The sequence below is a fragment of the Nocardioides luti genome, from assembly GCF_014212315.1.
In the GTDB taxonomy this organism is placed as follows: Bacteria; Actinomycetota; Actinomycetes; order Propionibacteriales; family Nocardioidaceae; genus Nocardioides; species Nocardioides luti.
Genome location: NZ_JACKXE010000001.1, coordinates 2,421,975 through 2,442,332, shown reverse-complemented (window position 1 = coordinate 2,442,332; position 20,358 = coordinate 2,421,975). Strand labels below are relative to the sequence as shown.

Annotated in this window: 14 protein-coding genes; 11 read left to right on the top strand and 3 right to left on the bottom strand. The window is 72.4% G+C overall.

Annotated elements, in window-relative coordinates; genetic code table 11:
• Positions 1-52: 52 nt before the first annotated feature.
• Both H5V45_RS11610 and H5V45_RS11605 read left to right on the top strand, forming a co-directional pair.
• Positions 53-1,138: an inositol-3-phosphate synthase gene (locus H5V45_RS11610; protein WP_185253063.1), complete on the top strand. Its 1,086-nt coding sequence runs from the start codon at positions 53-55 to the stop codon at positions 1,136-1,138.
• A gap of 188 nt (positions 1,139-1,326) precedes the next feature.
• Entirely contained in the window at positions 1,327-5,244 is a 3,918-nt protein-coding gene (locus tag H5V45_RS11605; protein WP_185253062.1) for a PKD domain-containing protein, read from the top strand.
• A gap of 619 nt (positions 5,245-5,863) precedes the next feature.
• On the opposite strand, the gene H5V45_RS11600 is transcribed toward H5V45_RS11605, so the two are convergent.
• Both H5V45_RS11600 and H5V45_RS11595 read right to left on the bottom strand, forming a co-directional pair.
• Positions 5,864-6,343 carry an SRPBCC family protein gene (locus H5V45_RS11600; protein ID WP_185253061.1) on the bottom strand — a complete coding sequence of 160 codons (480 nt, stop codon included), beginning with the start codon at positions 6,341-6,343 and terminating at the stop codon, positions 5,864-5,866.
• A 156-nt stretch (positions 6,344-6,499) separates the two neighbouring features.
• Positions 6,500-7,918: a CCA tRNA nucleotidyltransferase gene (locus tag H5V45_RS11595; RefSeq protein WP_185254617.1), complete on the bottom strand. Its 1,419-nt coding sequence runs from the start codon at positions 7,916-7,918 to the stop codon at positions 6,500-6,502.
• A 127-nt stretch (positions 7,919-8,045) separates the two neighbouring features.
• On the opposite strand from H5V45_RS11595, the gene H5V45_RS11590 reads away from it, so the two are divergent.
• The 7 genes from H5V45_RS11590 to trxA all read left to right on the top strand — a co-directional run bounded on the left by H5V45_RS11590 (position 8,046) and on the right by trxA (position 17,264).
• On the top strand, positions 8,046-10,295 hold the full coding sequence (locus tag H5V45_RS11590) for a DUF6049 family protein (RefSeq protein WP_185253060.1): 2,250 nt from the start codon (positions 8,046-8,048) through the stop codon (positions 10,293-10,295).
• The gene (gene murJ, locus H5V45_RS11585) at positions 10,292-11,980 is read left to right on the top strand and encodes a murein biosynthesis integral membrane protein MurJ (protein ID WP_185253059.1); all 1,689 of its coding nucleotides are present in this window, start codon (positions 10,292-10,294) and stop codon (positions 11,978-11,980) included. Before H5V45_RS11590 ends, murJ begins: the two co-directional genes overlap by 4 nt.
• Positions 11,981-12,083: 103 nt before the next feature.
• Positions 12,084-14,198: a protein kinase family protein gene (locus tag H5V45_RS22390; RefSeq protein WP_185253058.1), complete on the top strand. Its 2,115-nt coding sequence runs from the start codon at positions 12,084-12,086 to the stop codon at positions 14,196-14,198.
• Positions 14,199-14,205: 7 nt separating this feature from the next.
• A complete protein-coding gene (gene sigM, locus H5V45_RS11575) occupies positions 14,206-14,913 on the top strand; it encodes an RNA polymerase sigma factor SigM (RefSeq protein WP_185253057.1) in 708 nt (235 codons plus the stop codon).
• 42 nt (positions 14,914-14,955) lie between these two features.
• The gene (locus H5V45_RS11570; protein WP_185253056.1) at positions 14,956-15,750 is read left to right on the top strand and encodes a hypothetical protein; all 795 of its coding nucleotides are present in this window, start codon (positions 14,956-14,958) and stop codon (positions 15,748-15,750) included.
• 77 nt (positions 15,751-15,827) lie between these two features.
• A complete protein-coding gene (gene trxB / locus H5V45_RS11565; RefSeq protein WP_185253055.1) occupies positions 15,828-16,838 on the top strand; it encodes a thioredoxin-disulfide reductase in 1,011 nt (336 codons plus the stop codon).
• Between the two features lie 99 nt (positions 16,839-16,937).
• Complete coding sequence (gene trxA, locus H5V45_RS11560) at positions 16,938-17,264, top strand: thioredoxin (RefSeq protein WP_343061531.1); 327 nt, start codon at positions 16,938-16,940, stop codon at positions 17,262-17,264.
• 14 nt (positions 17,265-17,278) lie between these two features.
• Here trxA and H5V45_RS11555 read toward each other — a convergent pair whose 3' ends face one another.
• Positions 17,279-17,926, bottom strand: a complete 648-nt coding sequence (locus H5V45_RS11555; RefSeq protein ID WP_185253054.1) for a GNAT family N-acetyltransferase — start codon at positions 17,924-17,926, stop codon at positions 17,279-17,281.
• A 135-nt stretch (positions 17,927-18,061) separates the two neighbouring features.
• On the opposite strand from H5V45_RS11555, the gene H5V45_RS11550 reads away from it, so the two are divergent.
• Both H5V45_RS11550 and H5V45_RS11545 read left to right on the top strand, forming a co-directional pair.
• A complete protein-coding gene (locus H5V45_RS11550; protein ID WP_185253053.1) occupies positions 18,062-19,276 on the top strand; it encodes an aminotransferase class I/II-fold pyridoxal phosphate-dependent enzyme in 1,215 nt (404 codons plus the stop codon).
• 65 nt (positions 19,277-19,341) lie between these two features.
• Complete coding sequence (locus H5V45_RS11545) at positions 19,342-20,112, top strand: lysophospholipid acyltransferase family protein (RefSeq protein ID WP_185253052.1); 771 nt, start codon at positions 19,342-19,344, stop codon at positions 20,110-20,112.
• The last annotated feature ends 246 nt before the right edge of the window (positions 20,113-20,358 follow it).

Below are 20,358 nucleotides of genomic sequence, written 5' to 3'. Positions count from 1 at the left end.
TGTGACCTCAGAAGCAGTGACCCCAGTAGCAGTAATTAGGAAGGACAACCCGATGGGTTCGGTTCGAGTAGCAATCGTCGGAGTCGGCAACTGCGCCACCTCCCTCATCCAGGGCGTTGAGTACTACCGGGACGCCGATCCCACCGCGACGGTCCCCGGTCTCATGCACGTCATGTTCGGCGACTACCACGTCAAGGACGTCGAGTTCGTCGCCGCCTTCGACGTCGACGACAAGAAGGTCGGCAAGGACCTCTCCGAGGCCATCAACGCCTCCGAGAACAACACCATCAAGATCGCCGACGTGCCCACGCTCGGCATCGAGGTGCTGCGCGGCCCGACGCTCGACGGTCTCGGCAAGTACTACCGCCAGACCATCGAGGAGTCCGGCGCCGAGCCGGTCGACGTCGTCCAGGTCCTCAAGGACGCCGAGGTCGACGTGCTCGTGTCCTACCTGCCGGTGGGCTCCGAGGAGGCCGACAAGTTCTACGCGCAGTGCGCGATCGACGCGAAGGTCGCCTTCGTCAACGCCCTGCCCGTCTTCATCGCCTCCGACCCGGTCTGGGCCAAGAAGTTCGAGGACGCCGGCGTCCCGATCGTCGGCGACGACATCAAGTCGCAGGTCGGCGCCACCATCACGCACCGCGTGATGGCGAAGCTGTTCGAGGACCGCGGCGTCGCGCTGGACCGCACCTACCAGCTCAACGTCGGCGGCAACATGGACTTCAAGAACATGCTCGAGCGTGAGCGCCTGGAGTCCAAGAAGGTCTCCAAGACCCAGGCCGTGACGTCCAACCTCAAGGGCGAGCTGGCCGACAAGACCGACAGCCGCAACGTGCACATCGGCCCGTCGGACTACGTCGCCTGGCTCGACGACCGCAAGTGGGCCTACGTCCGCCTCGAGGGTCGCGCCTTCGGCGACGTCCCGCTCAACCTCGAGTACAAGCTCGAGGTCTGGGACTCCCCGAACTCCGCCGGCATCATCATCGACGCGCTCCGCGCCGCGAAGATCGCCAAGGACCGCGGCATCGGCGGCCCGATCATCTCGGCCTCGTCGTACCTCATGAAGTCCCCGCCGGTGCAGCTCCCCGACGACGAGGGTCGACGCCGCGTCGAGGCCTTCATCGCCGGCGAGGAGTGACCACCCCGCACCGCTGAACACCTGAGCACCCGAACCCCCGACACCGCCCGTGTCGGGGGTTCGCTCATTTCCCCGCAGCCACCGAGGAGCAGCCGGCCACGAGAGCGACGTAACCGCGCCCACCCTCGCGTCGTTGGAGTGTCACCCGCGTCACACCACCTCGTGACCACCCGCCCCAGAGGATGCCCATGTCCCTGTCCCACCAGCGACGACGGCGCACCGCCGCGGTCACCACCGCACTGGTCGCCGGCCTCGCCACCGCGTTCGCCACCCTGCCCGTCACCCAGGCCACCGCCGCGCCACGGACCGCCACCGCGCAGCGGGTGACCCCGTCCGCCCCCGCGGTCAGCACCGTCTCGGTCGGCGGGCTCGAGGTGGAGAACAGCTTCGTGTCCTCGGTCGGCTGGGTGAAGCCCGGCGACTCCTACCCGTCGCGGATCATCGTGACCAACACCAGTGCGCTCCCGGTCACCGGCGCGACCGTCACCGTCACGGCGCCGGAGGGCTCGACGATCACGGCCGCCGGCTCGGGGGCCACCGTCACCGGCGGCGGCACCGGCGCGGCCTGGACCGTCCCGGTCGTGGAGCCGGGCGCCACCAAGACGCTCGTCCTCGACAGCGTCGCCGACACCACCGCCCAGAACCCCGAGATCGTCTGGCGCGACATCTCCACCAGCGCCGACGTCACCGTCGCGGGTGCGACGCAGACCGCCACCAGCCACGGCCCCAAGGTGATCCCGCCCTCGGACACCTACGACACCGCGCGGTACGGCGACCGGCCGTTCCCCGTCGTCCCGGTGCAGTACCGCGACCGGGCCTACCAGGCCGGGCACAACGGCGACTCCCTCGAGTCGGTCATCAACGACCCGGCCAAGGAGGGCTCGACCTTCAACCTCTACCAGGAGATGTCGCTGGGCCAGCTCTTCCCCGAGGGCACCGTGCCCTCCGCCGGGATCGCGACCAAGGACTTCACCTACGGGCCGGGCTTCCAGTTCAGCCAGATCCAGCCCGGCCAGACCTGCGCCGGCCTGACCCAGACCGGCGGCGTCCCCGCCCCCGGCACGGTCGGCGGCCCGGCGTACACCGAGCGCATCACCGACGGGGTCTACAACCTCCCGGGCAACACCGGCTACTACGGCTCCGACGCCAACGGCTCGGCCATCATCGGCTCGCTCGCCGGCGTCGGCGCGCTGCAGAACATCGACTCGGGCTGCGGCCCCGCCGGCAAGATGGTCTACGACGCCGCGGCGATCGCCGACCCGGAGATCGACTACTCCGACTACGACACCGACAAGGACGGCGTGGTCGACTTCTTCATGGCCGTCTTCGCCGGCTGCGGCGGCAACGGCTCCTCGCAGCTGTCCGTGGCCGGGTGCGACTACACGGACGCGCCGTACGACAACGTCTGGCCGCACTCCTCGTCGCTCGAGTACTACTACACCGACCCCGACACAGGCCTGGCCGGCTACACCACCGACGACCAGCTCAAGGACCTCGAGGGTCGCCCGCTCTGGTACACCGACACCTCCCGCAAGGAGATGACGACGACCGACAAGGGCGACGCCCTCAAGGTGTTCGTCCGCGTCGGTCCGTACAACGTGAACCCCGAGACCGCGATCGACAAGGCCTCGGTCATCTCGCACGAGTACGGCCACTCGCTCGGCCTGCCCGACTTCTACTCCACCGGCAGCCGCGAGACCTACGGCGACTGGAACCTGATGGCGACCGACAAGTCGCAGAACATGGACGCCTTCTCGCGCCAGGAGCTCGGCTGGGTCGTCCCGCAGGTCCTCCAGCCCGGCCAGACCACCACGGTCTCCGACTGGACCGACTCCAAGCAGGACACCGGCACCATCACGTGGCAGCGACCCGACGGTACGCCGTACACCCTCACCAACGGCGCCGACGGCACCGTGCACAACTCGGAGATGTACGTCGCCAAGCTCCCGGGCCGGCAGCTGCTGGACCCGGCGAAGTTCGACACGGGCGACAAGGCCAGCAAGACGCACGCCTGGTGGTCCGGTTCCGGCAACGACTTCGGCTGCGCCCCCGACGGCGGGCACAACCTGGACGTGTCGATCCCGAAGCTGGCGACGCTGCCGGCCGGCAGCACCGTCAACCTCTCGTTCAAGTCCAACTGGGACATCGAGTGGGACTTCGACTACGGCTATGTCCTGACCACCACTGACGGCGGCAAGACCTACACCTCGCACAAGTCGGACAACGGCTACACCACGTCGAACACCGACCCGCTGGCCGGCAACCCGAACCAGAACACCTGCCAGCAGACCTACGACAACGGGATCACCGGCACCAGCGGCTCCTACTCGGCCGGCAGCGAGAGCACCGACCGCAAGCTGGGCAACACCCCGGACTCGGTCTTCCTCGCCGACAGCTACGACATCAGCGACCTGGCCGGGAAGCCGAACGGCGCCCTGCGGTTCAGCTACGCCACGGACCCGGGCCTGGCCCGGCCGGGCTGGTTCATCGACGACCTCAAGGTGACGGCCACGACGCCCTCGGGCCAGGAGGTCGTGCTGGACACGGACTTCGAGTCCGACGGCGGTCCGAACGACGAGCGCTTCTACAACGGCGGCTGCCGCGAGGACCTCACCACGGCCCAGCAGTGCACCAAGGGCTGGAAGTTCCTCCAGGCCGGGGCCGAGTCCGAGCAGGACCACGCCTACTACCTCGAGATGCGCGACCGTTCCGGCTTCGACGACGACGGCCACGGCCAGATCGACCGTGACCCGATCGGCTGGGAGTCCGGGCTGTACCTCGCCTACACCGACGAGGCGCACGGCTACGGCAACGCCGGCACGGACGACCCGCCGGCCCAGTCGCCGTTGGACGCCACGCCGGAGCCCGGCAGCGAGACGCCGGACCTCAACGATGCCGCGTTCACCGCGGTGCCCGCGCGGTCGACGTTCTCCGACGCCGGCGAGGGTCACACCGACAACTACACCGACCCCGCCAACACGTCCGTGGACAGCAGGTACGCCGACGTCCCCAACCCGTGGCGCTTCCAGTACGACTGCCTCGGCTTCCAGGTGCAGTCGATGAGCGGCGAGGCCGTGGGACCGCAGACGTCCGACGGTGACCTCACCGGGGCCGTGAAGTTCACCATGGGCCAGGGCTGCGGCACCTTCGACTACGGCTACACCCCGGTCACGGGCACGGCCAACACGGCGCCGACCGCGAAGGCCGGGGCCACGCCGAAGAAGGCCGGCAAGGGCGAGACCGTCTCCTTCACCGGGGCCGGCAGCGACGACGCCGAGACGCCGAACGACCTGGACTACACCTGGGACTTCGACAACGGCGGCTCGGCCAAGGACGCCTCGGGCGTCGACGTCACCCACGCCTTCACCAAGGACGGGACGTACGACGTCACGCTCACCGTCACCGACCCGATGGGCGAGACCGACACCGACACCGTCACGGTGACCGTGTCCGGCGACGCCCCCGGCAACCAGGCGCCGGTCGCGAAGGCCAAGCTCAAGCCGCGCACGCCGTACACCAAGCAGCGCGTGAAGCTGTCCGGTGCCGGCTCCAGCGACGCCGAGACCGCCGGCAAGTCCCTGGTCTACCGGTGGAACTTCGGTGACGGGGGCAGCAAGGTCGACGCCACCGGCAAGGTGGTCCGGACCCGCTTCGCGAAGGCCGGCTACCGCACCGTCGCGCTCACCGTCACCGACGCCGGGGGCAAGAGCACCACGGTGAAGAAGCGGGTGCTGGTGCGGCGCGAGATCGCCTGCGGCGCACGCCGGGTGGCCCAGCAGGGCAGCTGGCGCACGGTCCGGGACGACCGGGTCCGCGGCGGGCAGTACTGCGACAACCTCGGCTCGGGCCGCGGCAAGGACGTGCTGGACCTGAAGTTCCAGGGCCAGCAGGTCGACGTCTGGTTCGGCCGGGCGACCGGCGGCGGTGCGGCGAAGATCGTGATCGACGGCCGCAAGGTCGGCACCATCTCCTTCGCCGGCAACCGCACCCGCCCGCGCCTGACGGCCCACAAGGCCTTCACCCGCCTGGGCAAGGGCACCCACCAGATCAAGCTGATCGTGACTCGCGGACGTGCGTACGTCGAAGGGTTCGGGATCGTCCGCTGACGCGGACACCTTGATCGACGGACCCCCGTCACCCCTGCGAGGGGGGGCGGGGGTCCTCGCCGGTGTCGGCGAGTTCTTTGCGCGGCGTGGGAGTCGTCGCACCGGTCCCCGGCGCCGGCGGCTCCCCGCACGCGCGGTCGCTGGGCTGCGCCCAGGAACCGCCCGCAACCCTGCTGCGGTGATGGATCCCCTGCGGGGCGGGCGGTGGGGGAGGGCTTGCCTTTAGGCTCCCCGCGCGTGCGGGGAGCCGCCGTCACCGGGGCCCGCTGGCGCCCGAGCCCGTCCCCGAGGGGTGCGGGTGGGTGGGGGTTTCCGGGGCGGTGAGCCTGCTGGGGTCAGAGCCCCCGCAGCGGACTCAGTCCCTCCCCTTCACATCCGTGATCGACCACGGACGCGCTCCACGCGGGGTGCGGGGGCGGCGCCCACCCGCCGTGGGCGCGTCAAACGACCCCACCGCCCGCCCCGCAACAGATCAGTCACCGCAGCAGGCAGTGCGGGCGGTCCCTGGGAGCAAGCGCCGCGGCGGGTGGGCGCGGCCCCCGCAGCCCACCGAGGAGCAGCCGGCCACGGGCGGGACCAGCCCGCCGCCCCGCGGCGCAGCCCTACCCCCGAGCGGGGCTCAGCCCCGCTCGGCCTCGGCCTTGATCCGCTCGAGCGTCTGCCGCATGCCGCGCCGCAGCTCGGCGCTGAAGTCGCGCTGGCCGCCGAGGACCTTGTCGGTGAGCTTGAGGGAGATCGAGGAGATGCCGTCGGGGGTCTCGCGGCGCTGGGTGATCGTGGTGCCGCCGGTCGCCGTGGGCTCGAGGGTGAAGGACCAGATCGTGTAGTTGTCCTTGACCCGGATCGCGAACTCGCGGTCCGGCTCGAAGCGCACGACCTTGGCCTGGGTGGGCCACACCAGCAGGCCCTTGTGGTTGATGTTGAAGGTGCGGGTGCCGAGATGGACGGGGCCGCCGCCGCGCACGAAGGTCCGCACGACCTGGGGGCTCCAGCTGGCCATCCGCTTGACGTCGGAGACGAGGGACCACACGGTCGCGGGCGGGGCGGCGACCTCGATGGTCTCCTCGAGGGCTTCGATCGGGCTGGTCGTGGCAGTCATGGGAGGCTCCGGGGTCGGGGACGGGTCCACCGACCGTACTGAATCTGTGTCAACAACGCACCGTGACTCCCGCCACGTGGGCACCAGCGTCTGCAGATGCGCCGACTCGGCGTCTCCCGGACCTGCAGATGCGCCGACTCGGCGTCCGTGGGTCGGTCAGCGGGTGGCGGCCCAGGCGAGGAGGGCCTCGCGGGCCTCGTCCTCGCTCATCGGGCCGCGGTCCATCCGCAGCTCGAGGAGGTGCTGGTAGGCCTGGCCCACCTCGCGGCCGGGGCCGATGCCCAGGACCTCCATGATCTGGTTGCCGTCGAGGCCCGGGCGCAGGGAGGCGAGCTCCTCCTCCTCGGAGAGCCGGGCGATCCGCTCCTCGAGGTCGTCGTAGGTCCGGCGGAGCCGGTCGGCCTTGCGCTGGTTGCGGGTGGTGCAGTCGGCGCGGGTCAGCATGTGCAGCCGCTCGAGCTCGTCGCCGGCGTCGCGGACGTAGCGGCGCACCGCGGAGTCGGTCCACTCCCCCGAGCCGTAGCCGTGGAAGCGCAGGTGCAGCTCGACCAGCTTGGAGACCGCGTCGATCTCGTCGTTGGAGAACCGCAGGGCCTTCATCCGCTTGCGGGTGATCTTGGCGCCGACCACGTCGTGGTGGTGGAAGGTGACCGTGCCGTCCTCCACGAAGCGCCGGGTCCGCGGCTTGCCGACGTCGTGCATCAGCGCGGCGAAGCGCGAGACGAAGTCGGGCCCGCCGCCGGGCAGCCGCGACTCGAGGTCGATCGACTGCTCGAGCACGGTGAGCGTGTGCTCGTAGACGTCCTTGTGGCGGTGGTGCTCGTCGCGCTCCAGCGCCAGCGCCGGCAGCTCGGGCAGCACCCGCTCGGCCAGACCGGTCTCGACCAGGAGGGTGAGGCCCAGGCGGGGGTACGGCGCGCAGATCAGCTTGACCAGCTCGTCGCGCACCCGCTCGGCCGAGATGATCTCGATCCGGTCGGCCATCGCCGTCATCGCGGCCACCACGCCCGGGTCGACGGTGAAGCCGAGCTGGGCGGCGAACCGCGCGGCCCGCATCATCCGCAGCGGGTCGTCGGAGAAGGAGTCCTCGGGCGTCCCCGGGGTGCGCAGCACGCGGTGGGCCAGGTCGACGACGCCGCCGTACGGGTCCTCGAGCTCGCGACCCGGCACCAGCACCGCCATCGCGTTGACGGTGAAGTCGCGCCGCCCGAGGTCGCCCTCGAGGGTGTCGCCGAACTCCACGTCCGGCTTGCGCGAGGTGGGGTCGTAGGACTCCGAGCGGTACGTCGTGATCTCGACCTGCCAGGGACCCTTGCGGCTGCCGATGGTGCCGAAGGCGCGGCCCATGTCCCAGATCGCGTCGGCCCAGCCGGCGAGCAGCTTCTCGGTCTGCTCGGGGCGCGCGGAGGTCGTGAAGTCGAGGTCGTTGTGCTGGCGCCCGAGCATCGCGTCGCGGACCGGGCCGCCGACCAGGGCGAGCTCGTGGCCGGCGTCGGCGAAGCGCCGGCCGAGGTCGTCGATCACCGAGGCGATCCGCTCGAGCTCGACGCCGACGGACCGTTGGACCTCGGTCATCTGCAGCGGGGGGAGCGGGGTGTCGGGCACGGGAGGCGAGTCTAGTGGGGTCGGCGCCCCCGCACCGCACTCGCGCTCGGCCGCCGTGGCGGCCCGAAGGGGTGAGCCCGGCGGATAGAGTCGGCGCGTGCTTCGCCCCTCCTCGCTGCTGCCTGCCCTCGCGGCGGTGGTGGCGACGGCGGTGCCGATGCTCACGGCGGCCCCGGCGACGGCGTACCCCTTGGCCGGCACCGGCGAGGAGTCCACCCTGGCCGCGGAGCTGCCGGCCGCCGCCCACGCCGCCCGGGTCCGTCACGCGACCCACGCGGCCCGCGCCACGCGGCGTGCGCTCGCCGCGAGCGAGTCGCCGCTGCAGGTCACGATCGACACGCTGACGCCGTCGTACGTCCCCCGCAAGGGTCCCGTGCGCATCACCGGGTCGGTGACCAACGAGGACACCGAGACCTGGCGCGACGTGCGCACCTACTCCTTCATGTCCGCCACGCCGATGACCTCGTCGGCGGAGCTGGCCGAGAGCGCCGCGCTGCCCGAGACGGCCTACGTCGGCGACCGGATCACCGCCCCGGGCACCTTCGCCACGATCGACGAGCTCGCGCCGGGCCAGACCAAGCAGTTCGCGATCAAGGTGCCGCGGGCGCTGCTGCCGGCCCAGGAGCCGGGCGTCTACTGGTTCGGCGTGCACGCCCTCGGCGAGGGTCCGGACGGGCGGGTCGACGGGGCGGACGGCCGGGCCCGGACCTTCGTCCCGCTGGTGCCCACCACGCGCAAGCAGGTCGACACCGCGCTGGTGCTGCCCATCCGCCGCGACGTCACCTACGCTGCCGACGGCAGCCTCGAGGACGTCGAGGACTGGACCACCGCGCTGTCCCCCGACGGCAAGCTGCGCGACCTCGTGGACTTCGGCGCCTCGGCCGGGTCCCGGCCGCTCACCTGGCTGATCGACCCCAGCGTGCCGGATGCCGCGCGCCGGCTGGTCGACGGCAACCCGCCGGTCTCGTTCGCCGCCACCCCGCCCCCCGAGGGTGAGGGCGAGGCCGGCGTCGGCACCGACGACGCCACCCCCACCTCCCCCTCGCCGTCGGACGGCGCCAGCGGCGACGGGAGCGGCGACGCCGCCGAGCCGGACCCGCTCACGGCCGCCGCCGGTGACGCCGCGGCCGCCTGGCTGGACCGGCTGCACGAGGGCCTGCAGTCGAGCCAGATCCTGGCCCTGCCGTACGGCGACCTCGACGTCGCCGCCGCGGCCGAGCGCAACCCGTCCCTCTACGACAGCGCCCGCACCCGCAGCGGCACCGACCTGACGCCGTGGGACCTGCCGATGACCGCCGCGATCGCGCCCCCGTCGGGCTACCTGGACGCGGACGCGCTCGACCTGGTCGACCAGGACACGACCGCGCTGGTCACGGACCGGATGTTCCCCGGCCAGGCGCCCCCGGTCGCGAAGGTCGACGGCCGGACGCTGGTCTCGACCTCCTCGGGCGCGATGGCCGGCGGCCCCGGCCCCGGCGACCCGCTCAGCCCCGTGGCGCTGCGCCAGCGGATCGTGAGCGAGGCCGCGCTGCGCGTGCTCGCCCCCGGCACCCGCCCGCTGGTGGCGGTCTTCCCGGGCCGCTGGTCGCCCACCCGGACCAACGGGTTCTTCGAGGGGCTCGACATCAGCTGGCTGCACCTGACGAGCGTCGCCACGGCGAGCGCCCGCGACGGTCGCAGGGCCGACGTCGACGACCTGACCTACCCGCGCCGCGAGGCACGCCGCGAGCTGGACGCCGCGAACTTCGCCGCCACCGACTCGCTGATCCGCACCGGCGAGACGCTGCAGAACGTCCTCACCGAGAACAGCAGCGTCGCCGACGAGGTCGCGGACCGCGCCTACAGCACCGCGTCGTACGCCGGCCGCGACCACCCCGACGCGAGCCGGGCCGACGCCGACGCGGCCCGGACCTGGCTGGAGAGCCAGATGTCGACGATCCGGATCGAGGCGCCGCGGCAGGTCACCCTGTCGAGCGCCAGCGGCCGCTTCGCCGCGACGCTGGTCAACGGCCTCGACGAGCCCGTGACCGTCAGCATCCAGGCGATGTCCGACCAGCCGCTGGAGATCCGGGTGCCCGAGACGATCCCGATCGGCCCGGGCGCGCGCACGACCGTGCTCCTCAACGCCTCGACCCAGCGCCCCGGCGTCCACAACGTGACGCTCGTGGTGACGGACGTCGACGGGACGCCGCTGGGCGGCAGCGACCAGGTCCCGATCCGCTCCGCGCAGGTCAGCGGCGTGATCTGGGTGATCCTCGGCACCGGCGTTGCCCTGCTCTTCGGCGCGATCCTGGTCCGGCTCTTCCGCCGGGTCCGCGCCGCGGCGCGAGCGGCGCGGCAGGCATGAGCGCCCCCGAGACGCCCTCCGGCACCGAGGCGGGCGAGACGACCCAGCAGCGCGAGGACCGCAAGATCCTCGCCTCCAGCGCGGTGATGGCGGCCGGCACGGTCGTCTCGCGGCTGAGCGGCTTCGTGCGCTCGGCCCTGCTGGCCGCGGCCCTGGGCCTCTCGCTGCACGCCGACATCTTCACGGTCGCCAACACGATCCCCAACGCGCTCTACATCCTGCTCGCCGGTGGCGTCTTCAACGCCGTCCTGGTCCCCCAGCTGGTCCGGGCGATGAAGGACGACGCGGACGGCGGCGAGGCCTATACGAACAGGGTGATCACGCTCGCCGCGCTGTTCCTCGGCGCGGTCTCCGTGCTGCTGGTGGTCGCGGCGCCGGCGGTGCTCTCGTTCTACCTCGACGCGGACTACGACACCCCGGCCCTGGCCGCCCAGCGGGAGTCGGTCGTCGACTTCGCGCGCTACTGCCTGCCGCAGGTCTTCTTCTACGGCATGTTCGTGCTGGTCGGCCAGATCCTGAACTCACGCCGCCGCTTCGGGCCGATGATGTGGGCGCCGATCGCCAACAACGTGATCTCGGTGGCGGTGCTGGTCGTCTACCTCGTCGCGTTCGGTCCGGTCCCGGACTCGCAGCTGCGGTCGGCGTTCACCGCCCACCAGGAGCTGCTCCTGGGCCTCGGCTCGACGCTCGGCATCGTGGCCCAGCTGATGATCCTGGTGCCGTACCTCAAGAAGGCCGGCTTCACCTACCGCCCGCGCTTCGACTTCCGCGGCACCGGGCTCGGCCACACGTTCCGGCTCGGGATCTGGACCGTGCTCTTCGTGGTGGTCAACCAGGCGGCGTACTTCGTCGTCGTGAACCTCGCCTCCGGCGGCACCGCCGGCGGCGACGACGGCACCGGCCTGACCGTCTACTCCTCGACGTTCCTCATCATGATGGTGCCGCACTCGATCATCACCGTGTCGCTGGCGACCGCGATCCTGCCGCGGCTCTCGGCGCTCTCCGCGAGCGGCGACCTCGCCGGGCTGGCCCGATCGCTGACCTCGGCGCTGCGCACGGCGCTCGCGGTCGTCGTGCCGTTCGCTGCGCTGCTGCCGCTGGTGGCCCCCGACGTCGCGAACGTCATCCTCCACGGGGCCGCGCGCGACGACATCGGCCTCTACGTCCCGTCGCTGGCCCTCTTCGGGCCCGGGCTGGTGTTCTTCACGGTCCACTACCTGATGCTGCGCGGGTTCTACGCCCTCGAGCACACCCGCACGGTCTTCTTCATCCAGTGCGCCGTCGCGCTGACCAACATCGCCGTGGCCGTGGCGCTGGTCCGCAGCACCGACGACGCCCACACCTCCCCGTCCCTGGTGCTCGCCTACACCGCGTCGTACGCCGTCGGCTCGCTCGTGTCGTACGCCGTGCTCCGCCGCCTCACCGGCGGGCTGGAGACGCCCCGGCTGGTCCGGTTCCTCGTGCGCCTGGCGCTGGCGACGGTCGGGGCCACGGTGCCGGCCCTCGCCCTGGCGCTCTTCCTGCACGACCTCACCGGCACGCCGACGTGGCCGGTCGCGCTCGCCCAGGGCGTCGCGATCACGGGGCTCGACGTGGCCCTGTTCCTCCTCCTGGCCCGGGCGCTGCGGCTGCGCGAGGTCACCGACGTGCTCGACACGGTCCTTCGTCGGCGCGCGCGCCGGTGACCACGAGGACGAGGCCCGCGCGCCCTACGATGGCGGCGTAGTCCGACCACCCGTCCGACCACCAGCGAGACCCGACGCCGCAGCGGATCCAGAGGGGAGAGGCGTGCCGAACTCCATCCGGCCCGGAGACGTCCTCGCCGACCGCTACCGCCTGGTGGACCTCCTCACCGAGAGCGAGGGCGGCCGCTTCTGGCGGGCCCACGACGGGGTCCTGGAGCGGCACGTCGCCCTGCACGTGATCGGTGCGGACGACGAGCGCGCGCCCGGGCTGCTCGAGGCCGCCCGCCGCTCCGCGACGATCCTGGACCGCCGGCTGCTGCGCGTCCTGGACGCCGACCAGGTCGACGGGCTCTGCTTCGTGGTCAACGAGTGGGGCTCGGGCCGCTCCCTCGACATCATGCTGGTCGACGAGGGGCCGCTCGGCGCCCGCCGGGCCGCCTGGCTGGTCTCCGAGGTCGCGGCGTCGATCGCGGTGGCGCACGACGCGGGCGTCGCCCACGGGCGGCTCGTCCCCGAGAACGTGCTCGTCGACCGCAACGGCGCGATCCGGGTGATCGGCTTCTCCGTCGACGCCGCCCTCCGCGGGCTGCCCGCCGGCCGCCCGAGCACCGACGTCAGCGACCTGGGCGGGCTGCTGTACGCCGCCCTGACCGGTCGCTGGCCCGGCGCCTCGCCCTCCGACGTCACTCCCGCCCCCCAGGAGCACGGCCGGGTGCTGCGGCCGCGCCAGGTCCGGGCCGGGATCCCGCGCCCGCTCGACGCGCTCTGCGACGAAGTCGTGAACCCCTACCCCTCCCACGGCAGCCTGCGCTCCGCCCACGACCTGAGCACCGCGCGCGGGATCGGCGACTACCTGCGCGACTTCGTGGGCGACACGACCGGCATGGCCGAGGCGGAGGCCGCCAGCGCCCCCGTCCACCGCCAGCCGGAGACCGTGGCCTTCGCCCCCCTCCCCGACCGTCCCGCGCCGAGCGGGGACGCGGCCGCCGAGGTGCCGCCCGCACCCGACGCCACCCCCGAGGACGCCGCCCCGACGCCCGCGCCGGCGCCCGCTCCCCCTCCGGAGCCCACCGTGGTCCGGCTGGCGCCGCCGGCAGTCCCTGCCGACTCGACCCCCGAGCCCATCGCCGAGTCAGCCGAGTCCTCCCCCGAGCCACCAGCGTCGCCGGCCCCGACGACGCCCCCGCCCTCGGCCGCGTCCGAGCCGACCCTGGTCGCGGTCCCGGTGCCCCCGGCGGGTCCCGGAGACGCCGACCCCTCCCCTGACGGCCCCGACAACCGCGAGGCGCGGACCGACCCGGACGCCGGGCAACCACGCGACGTCCCGGTCGAGCAGCCGACGCAGGCGGGGCTGCCGATCTTCGACGACGAGAACGACGACGTCTCCTGGCTGACCGCCCGCACCGAGAAGGCGCCCCCGCCCCCGCCGTTCGAGCCGCCTCCCGAGCGACCCCTCTTCGCCCCCGACCCTGCGGACGGCCGGCCCGTGCGCACCCCCCGCCCCGGCGCGGTGACGACGAGCACCGGCGACTTCTGGCCCTGGGAGTCCAGCTCCTCGACCGGCACCGGCGTGACCCCGATCAGCGACGAGGACGACGACGACGAGGTGCCTGGCCGCAGCTGGCTGCGACTGGCCGGCGCCATCGCCGCCGGGCTGCTGCTGCTCGTCGCCGTGGTCGTCGCCTACAACCTCGGCCGCGGCAAGACCCCGCTCGGCGCCGAGCCCGACAGCAGCCGGCCGAGCGCGTCCAGCCCCTCGGCGGAGGCGACCCTGCCGGCCGTCATCACCGGCGTGAGCGCGCAGGACTTCGACCCGCAGGGCGACCCGCCGGACGAGAACCCGGACCTCGTGCCGCTCGCGCTCGACGGGAACCCGTCGACGGCCTGGCGGACGATGACCTACGACCAGAACTTCGGCCCCGGCGGCCTCAAGACCGGCGTCGGGCTGGTCCTCGACCTCGGCGAGAGCACCTCCGTGTCCTCGGTCGACCTCACCACCGTCGGCGCGGCGACCGGCGTGTCCGTCTACGTCACCGACACCGTGCCCACCGGGGTCCGCGGCCTCACCCCCGCGGCCCGGGGCAGCGTCAAGCCGCGCGGGCGGATCACCCTGGACGAGCCCGTGACGGGGCGGTACGTCACCGTCTGGCTCACCTCCCTCCCGACGGTCGAGGGCCGCTACCGCGGCGAGATCGCCGAGGTCGCGGTCCGGGGATGACCGCGCGATGACCCCCGACCAGCCGACCGACCCGCTCGCCGACCAGCCGACCGACCAGGAGCTGCTGCGCGCCCACGTCGACGGCGACCCCGACGCGTTCGGCGTCCTCTTCGGCCGGCACCGCGACCGGCTCTGGGCGGTCGCGGTCCGCACGATGGGCAACCCGGAGGACGCCGCCGACGGGCTGCAGGACGGCCTGATCGCGGCCTACCGCCGGGCCGGCTCCTTCCGCGGCGAGGCCGCCGTCACCACGTGGCTGCACCGGGTCGTCGTCAACGCGTGCCTGGACCGGCTGCGCGCGGCGAAGGTACGCCGTACCGAGACCCTCCCCGACGACCTCGAGGAGTACGGCAACCGCGGCTCGCTCGCCTCCGCCACCGAGGCCGAGCAGGACCCCGCCGACCTCAGCGTGCGCGACGAGCGGCGACGGGCAGTCCTGGACGCCCTGGCCACCCTGCCCGACGAGCAGCGGGCGGCGCTGGTCCTGGTCGACATGGAGGGCTACCCGGTCGCCGAGGTGGCCGAGATGCTGGACTGCGCCGTCGGCACCGTGAAGTCCCGCTGCTCGCGCGGCCGGGCCCGGCTGGCGGTGCTGCTGGGGGTGCTCCGGGAGGATGGTGACGCGGCGCACCCCGCGCCGGGGAACCCCGACCCGCCCCGGCCCGTCCGATCCACCACGGCTCCCCGCGCACCCCCCACGCCCGCCGACCCCTGACCGCGCCCCGCACCGCCCGACCCCCCCGAGAGGAGGACCCCGATGACCGAGCCGACCGACCAGCCGTACGACGACGCCGACGGGGCCTCCGACGAGCCCGGTCTCACGCCGGAGCAGGAGCGCGACGTACGCCGGATGCTCGCCGACGCACGCCTCGCCGAGCCGGTCCCCGGCGACGTCGCCGCGCGGCTCGACCGCGTGCTGGCCGAGCTCGCGGCCGGCGGGCACGCCGACCCCGCCCCCGTGGTCGACCTCGCCTCGCACCGCCGCCGTCGGGTGGCCACCCTCCTCGTCGCCGCCGCGGCCGTCGTCGCCGTCGGGATCGGGCTCGGCCAGGTGCTGCCGCAGCTGTCCGGCAGCGACGGCTCGGCGACCAGCGCCGACTCGGCGGGAGCCGGCGACGCCCCGGAGGCCGCGGGCTCGGACACCAGCCGCAAGGAGGCGGGCGGATCGCTGGCCGAGCAGGCGAGCCCGACCGACGGGAAGGTGACGTACGCCCTCCCCGCGCCGCGCCCGCTGTCGGAGAAGGACTTCTCGACGGACATCCGCCGGCTGCGCTCGCGGGCCCTGCAGCTGAACGCGATCCTCGACAACCCCTCGGCCTACTCCGCGGAAGGGCTGCGGAGCGAGGAGGCCGGGGCAGGGGCCCTCGCGTCGACCAGCGGTTTCGTCTGCGAGCCCGCGGACTGGGGCGCCGGCGTGTTCGTCCCGGTCATCTACGCCGGGGATCCCGGCGTGCTGGTCTTCCGCCGGGCGATGGGCGACACCCAGGTCGTCGACCTGTACGGCTGCGGCAGCTCCGTGGTGCTGCGCTCCACCACGCTGCCCGCGCCCTGACGCTGCCCGCCGCGGGGAATGCCGCTCGCCTACGATCGGTTGTGTCGAGGTCCACCGAAAGAGGAGAGTTCCACTCCATGTCCGACACCCGCAACGTCATCATCATCGGCTCCGGCCCCTCCGGCTACACCGCCGCGGTGTACGCCGCCCGCGCGAGCCTGGCCCCCCTCGTCTTCGAGGGCTCGGTGACCGCCGGCGGGGCGCTGATGAACACCACCGAGGTGGAGAACTTCCCCGGCTTCCGCGACGGCATCATGGGACCGGCCCTGATGGACGAGATGCGCGCGCAGGCCGAGCGCTTCGGCGCCGAGCTGGTCGCCGACGACATCGTCGAGGTGGACCTCACCGGTGAGGTCAAGACCGTGAAGACGGCGACCGACACCTACACCGCGCGGTCCATCGTGCTCGCGACCGGCTCCGGCTACCGCAAGCTGGGCCTCCCCCGCGAGGAGGAGCTCTCCGGCCGCGGGGTGTCCTGGTGCGCGACCTGCGACGGCTTCTTCTTCCGCGAGCAGCACATCGCCGTGGTCGGGGGCGGCGACTCCGCCATCGAGGAGGCCACCTTCCTCACGCGCTTCGGCTCCAAGGTCTCGCTGATCGTGCGCCGCGACGAGCTGCGCGCCTCGAAGATCATGCAGGAGCGGGCCTTCGCCGACCCCAAGCTCGACATCGTGTGGAACTCCGTCATCGAGGAGATCAACGGCGAGGACCGCCTCGAGTCGCTGACCCTCAAGGACACCGTGACCGGCGAGACCCGCAACCTCGACGCGACCGGCCTGTTCATCGCGATCGGCCACGACCCGCGCTCCGAGCTGCTCACCGGCCAGATCGACCTCGACGACAACGGCTACGTCCTCGTGGAGCACCCCTCCACGGCGACCAACCAGCCCGGCGTCTTCGCGGCCGGCGACCTGGTGGACCACCACTACCGGCAGGCCATCACCGCCGCCGGCACCGGCTGCGCCGCCGCGCTGGACGCCGAGCGCTACCTCGCCGAGCTCGACCACAGCGCCGCCACGCAGGGCCAGGCCCAGGAGGCCGTCGCCGCCGGAGCCGCCTCGGAGTCGGTCAAGACCGCCGGTCTCTGACCGCTCGACCCACCACGCCCGTCGACCCGGGCCGGGAACAAGCGTCCCCGACCTGGTGTTGACTGGAGACAGACCTCACCGATCACCTAAGGAGTGCCCGTGGCGAACATCGCTGCCGTGACCGACGCCGAGTTCGAGGCGACGGTCCTCAAGTCCGACAAGCCGGTCCTCGTGGACTTCTGGGCGGAGTGGTGCGGCCCGTGCCGCCAGGTCGCCCCGATCCTCGACGAGATCGCGACCGCCCACGGCGACAAGATCACGTTCCTCAAGATGAACGTCGACGAGAACCCGGTCACCCCCTCGTCGTACCGCGTCACCGGCATCCCGACGATCAACGTCTACCAGGGTGGCGAGGTCGTCAAGACCATCGTCGGAGCCCGGCCCAAGGCCGCGATCCTCAACGAGCTGGCCGACTACATCGCCTGATCGCCCCTCCGGGCTCAGAGCACCGAGCGCCCGCTCCTCGTCGCCTTCGGCGCGGGGGCGGGCGCTTGCTTCTTCCCCGGGCGGACCGCTCCGAGCAGCCGCTCCAGGGCCGTCTCGAGCTCGTCCTTCCAGGTCAGCGCGGAGCGCAGCTCCATCCGCATCCGGGGCGTCGTCGCGTGCGCCCGCTGGGTCTTGAAGCCCACGCTGCCGAGGAAGTCGACCGGCAGCGCGCAGCGCCCGGCGCCGCGGATGTCCCCGAACGCCTCGACGGCCCGGATCCCGCCGCGCTCGATCAGGTCGCGCGCCATGCCCTGGACCAGCATCCGCCCGAGTCCGCCCCGGGCGTGCGCGGGATCGACGTACGCCGTGGTCACCAGCACCGCGTCCGGCGAGACCGGCGACGTCGGGAAGCCGGACGCCCCGGGCACGAACGCCTGGGGGGCGTAGACGACGAAGCCCACCGGTCGGTCGTCGACGAGCGCGACCCGGCCGCAGGAGCCCCACTCGCGGAGCACCTCCGACACCCAGGCGTCCTTCTCGCCGCACGCGTCGTCGACCCGGGCCCGCCGGACGGGGTCGAGCTCCCAGAACAGGCAGGACCGGCACGGCGTCGCCAGGGCGTCGAGGTGGTCCAGGGTGAGCCGGACGATCCTGCGCGACATGGTGCCCTCCCGCGCGCCGGCAGGGGCCGCCGACGACGCCTGCCACCCATGCTAGGACGCCCGGGCGGCCCCGCGGGGGTATCAGGGCGCGGTATCTCCCCCGCAGGCCCGCAGCGGGCCTGACAGGATGACGCCGTGCGCCCGATCCGACAGAGCAAGAAGCTGCAGAACGTCCGCTACGACGTCCGGGGTCCGATCCTGGTCGAGGCCCAGCGGCTCGAGGCCGAGGGCCACCGGATCCTCAAGCTCAACATCGGCAACACCGCACCGTTCGGCTTCGAGGCCCCCGAGGCGATCCTCGCCGACATCATCCACCACCTGCCGAAGTCGCAGGGGTACGCCGACTCGCAGGGCATCTGGTCGGCCCGCACCGCGGTGATGAACTACTACCAGTCGCACGGGCTGCGCGAGACCTCCGTCGAGGACGTCTTCATCGGCAACGGCGTCTCCGAGCTGATCTCGATGGTGCTCCAGGCCTTCCTCGACGACGGCAACGAGATCCTCGTCCCCGCCCCGGACTACCCGCTGTGGACCGGCGCGATCACGCTCGCCGGCGGCACCGCGGTGCACTACCGCTGCGACGAGGCGAACGAGTGGAACCCGGACCTCGCCGACATCGAGGCCAAGATCACCGAGAACACCCACGGCCTCGTCATCATCAACCCGAACAACCCCACGGGCGCGGTCTACAGCGACGCCACGGTCAAGGGCCTGATCGACATCGCGCGCCGCCACGAGCTCGTGGTCTTCGCGGACGAGATCTACGAGAAGATCCTCTTCGAGGACGCGGTCCACCACCACGCCGCGACGTACGCCGGCAACGACGTGCTCTGCCTGACCTTCAGCGGCCTCTCGAAGGCCTACCGCGTGTGCGGCTACCGCGCGGGCTGGGTGATGATCTCGGGGCCCAGGGAGATGGCCACCGACTTCCTCGAGGGGCTCACGCTCATCGCCAACATGCGGATGTGCTCGAACGTCCCGGCGCAGCACGCGATCCAGACCGCCCTGGGCGGCTACCAGTCCGTCGAGGAGCTGATCGGTCCCGGCGGTCGGTACTACGAGCAGAGCATGCTCGCGCACCGACTGCTCAACGAGATCCCGGGCGTCTCCAGCGTCAAGCCGCGCGGCGCGCTGTACTGCTTCCCCCGGCTCGACCCCGAGGTCTACCCCATCGACGACGACGAGAAGTTCGTCATCGAGCTGCTCCGGGCCAAGAAGCTCCTGGTCACCCACGGCACCGGGTTCAACTGGCCCGAGACCGACCACTTCCGGCTCGTCACGCTGCCGGACGTGGCCGTGCTCGAGGAGGCGATCGGCCGGATCGCCGACTTCCTCGCCATGCGCCGCTGAGCGGTCCCGCGAGACGCTCCCCCTGGCGGGTGCCGGGGCTCCCACGCTGCCCCTAGGCTCAGCGCATGCGCGACATCACCTATCCCCCGATCATCGTCACGGCCAAGACCGCCTTCAAGGTGCTCGGCCAGCGCTTCCAGATGACCGGGACGGAGAACGTGCCCCGCGAGGGCGGCGTGATGCTGGCGTTCAACCACATCGGGTACGTCGACTTCATCTACGGCGGGTTCGCCGCGAACCCCTCGGGCCGCCTGGTGCGGTTCATGGCCAAGCGCGAGCTCTTCGACCACAAGTACACCGGCCCGCTGATGCGGTCGCTGCACCACATCGAGGTCGACCGGGGCGAGGGCCTGGCGTCGTACCGCACCGCCGTGGACTACCTCAAGGCCGGCGAGGCCGTCGGCATCTTCCCCGAGGCCACGATCTCCCGGGCGATGGAGCTCAAGGAGTTCAAGTCCGGCGCCGTGCGCATCGCCGCCGAGGCCGGCGTCCCCCTCGTGCCGGTCATCCTCTGGGGAACGCAGCGGATGATGACCAAGGACCACGAGAAGGACTTCTCGCGCGGCAAGACCATCTCGATCCACGTCGGCGACCCGCTGCACCCCACCACGGAGAACGCCGTGGAGCAGACCGCCGAGCTGCACCGCATCATGTCCGGCATGCTCGACACCGCAATCGCGGAGTACCCCGCCGACGAGCAGCCCCCCGGTGCCTGGTGGGTCCCCGCCCGCCACGGCGGCACGGCCCCCACGCTCGAGGAGGCGGCCGCCCTCGACGCCGCCGAGAAGCGGGAGCGGGCCGCCAAGCGTGCGGCCAAACGCGCCGCGAAGAGCTGAGCCCCGCTGGTTGCACGTGAAACATCCGTCGGCATGACGTTTCGTCGGTTTGTCGACTTATGGACTTATTGCTAAGTCGTTAGATCAATGGGTTCCCGGCGTCGAGACGCTCGGGTGCGGGGGCGTGGCGGGATAGTCCGACACGTTCTTGCTGTCAGCCCGGTCCCGGGACGACGGATTCGTGTCGGACTATCGCGTTCGAGCGACCGCCGGGCCGCCAACACACAGCGCCCGAGGCCGCGGCCG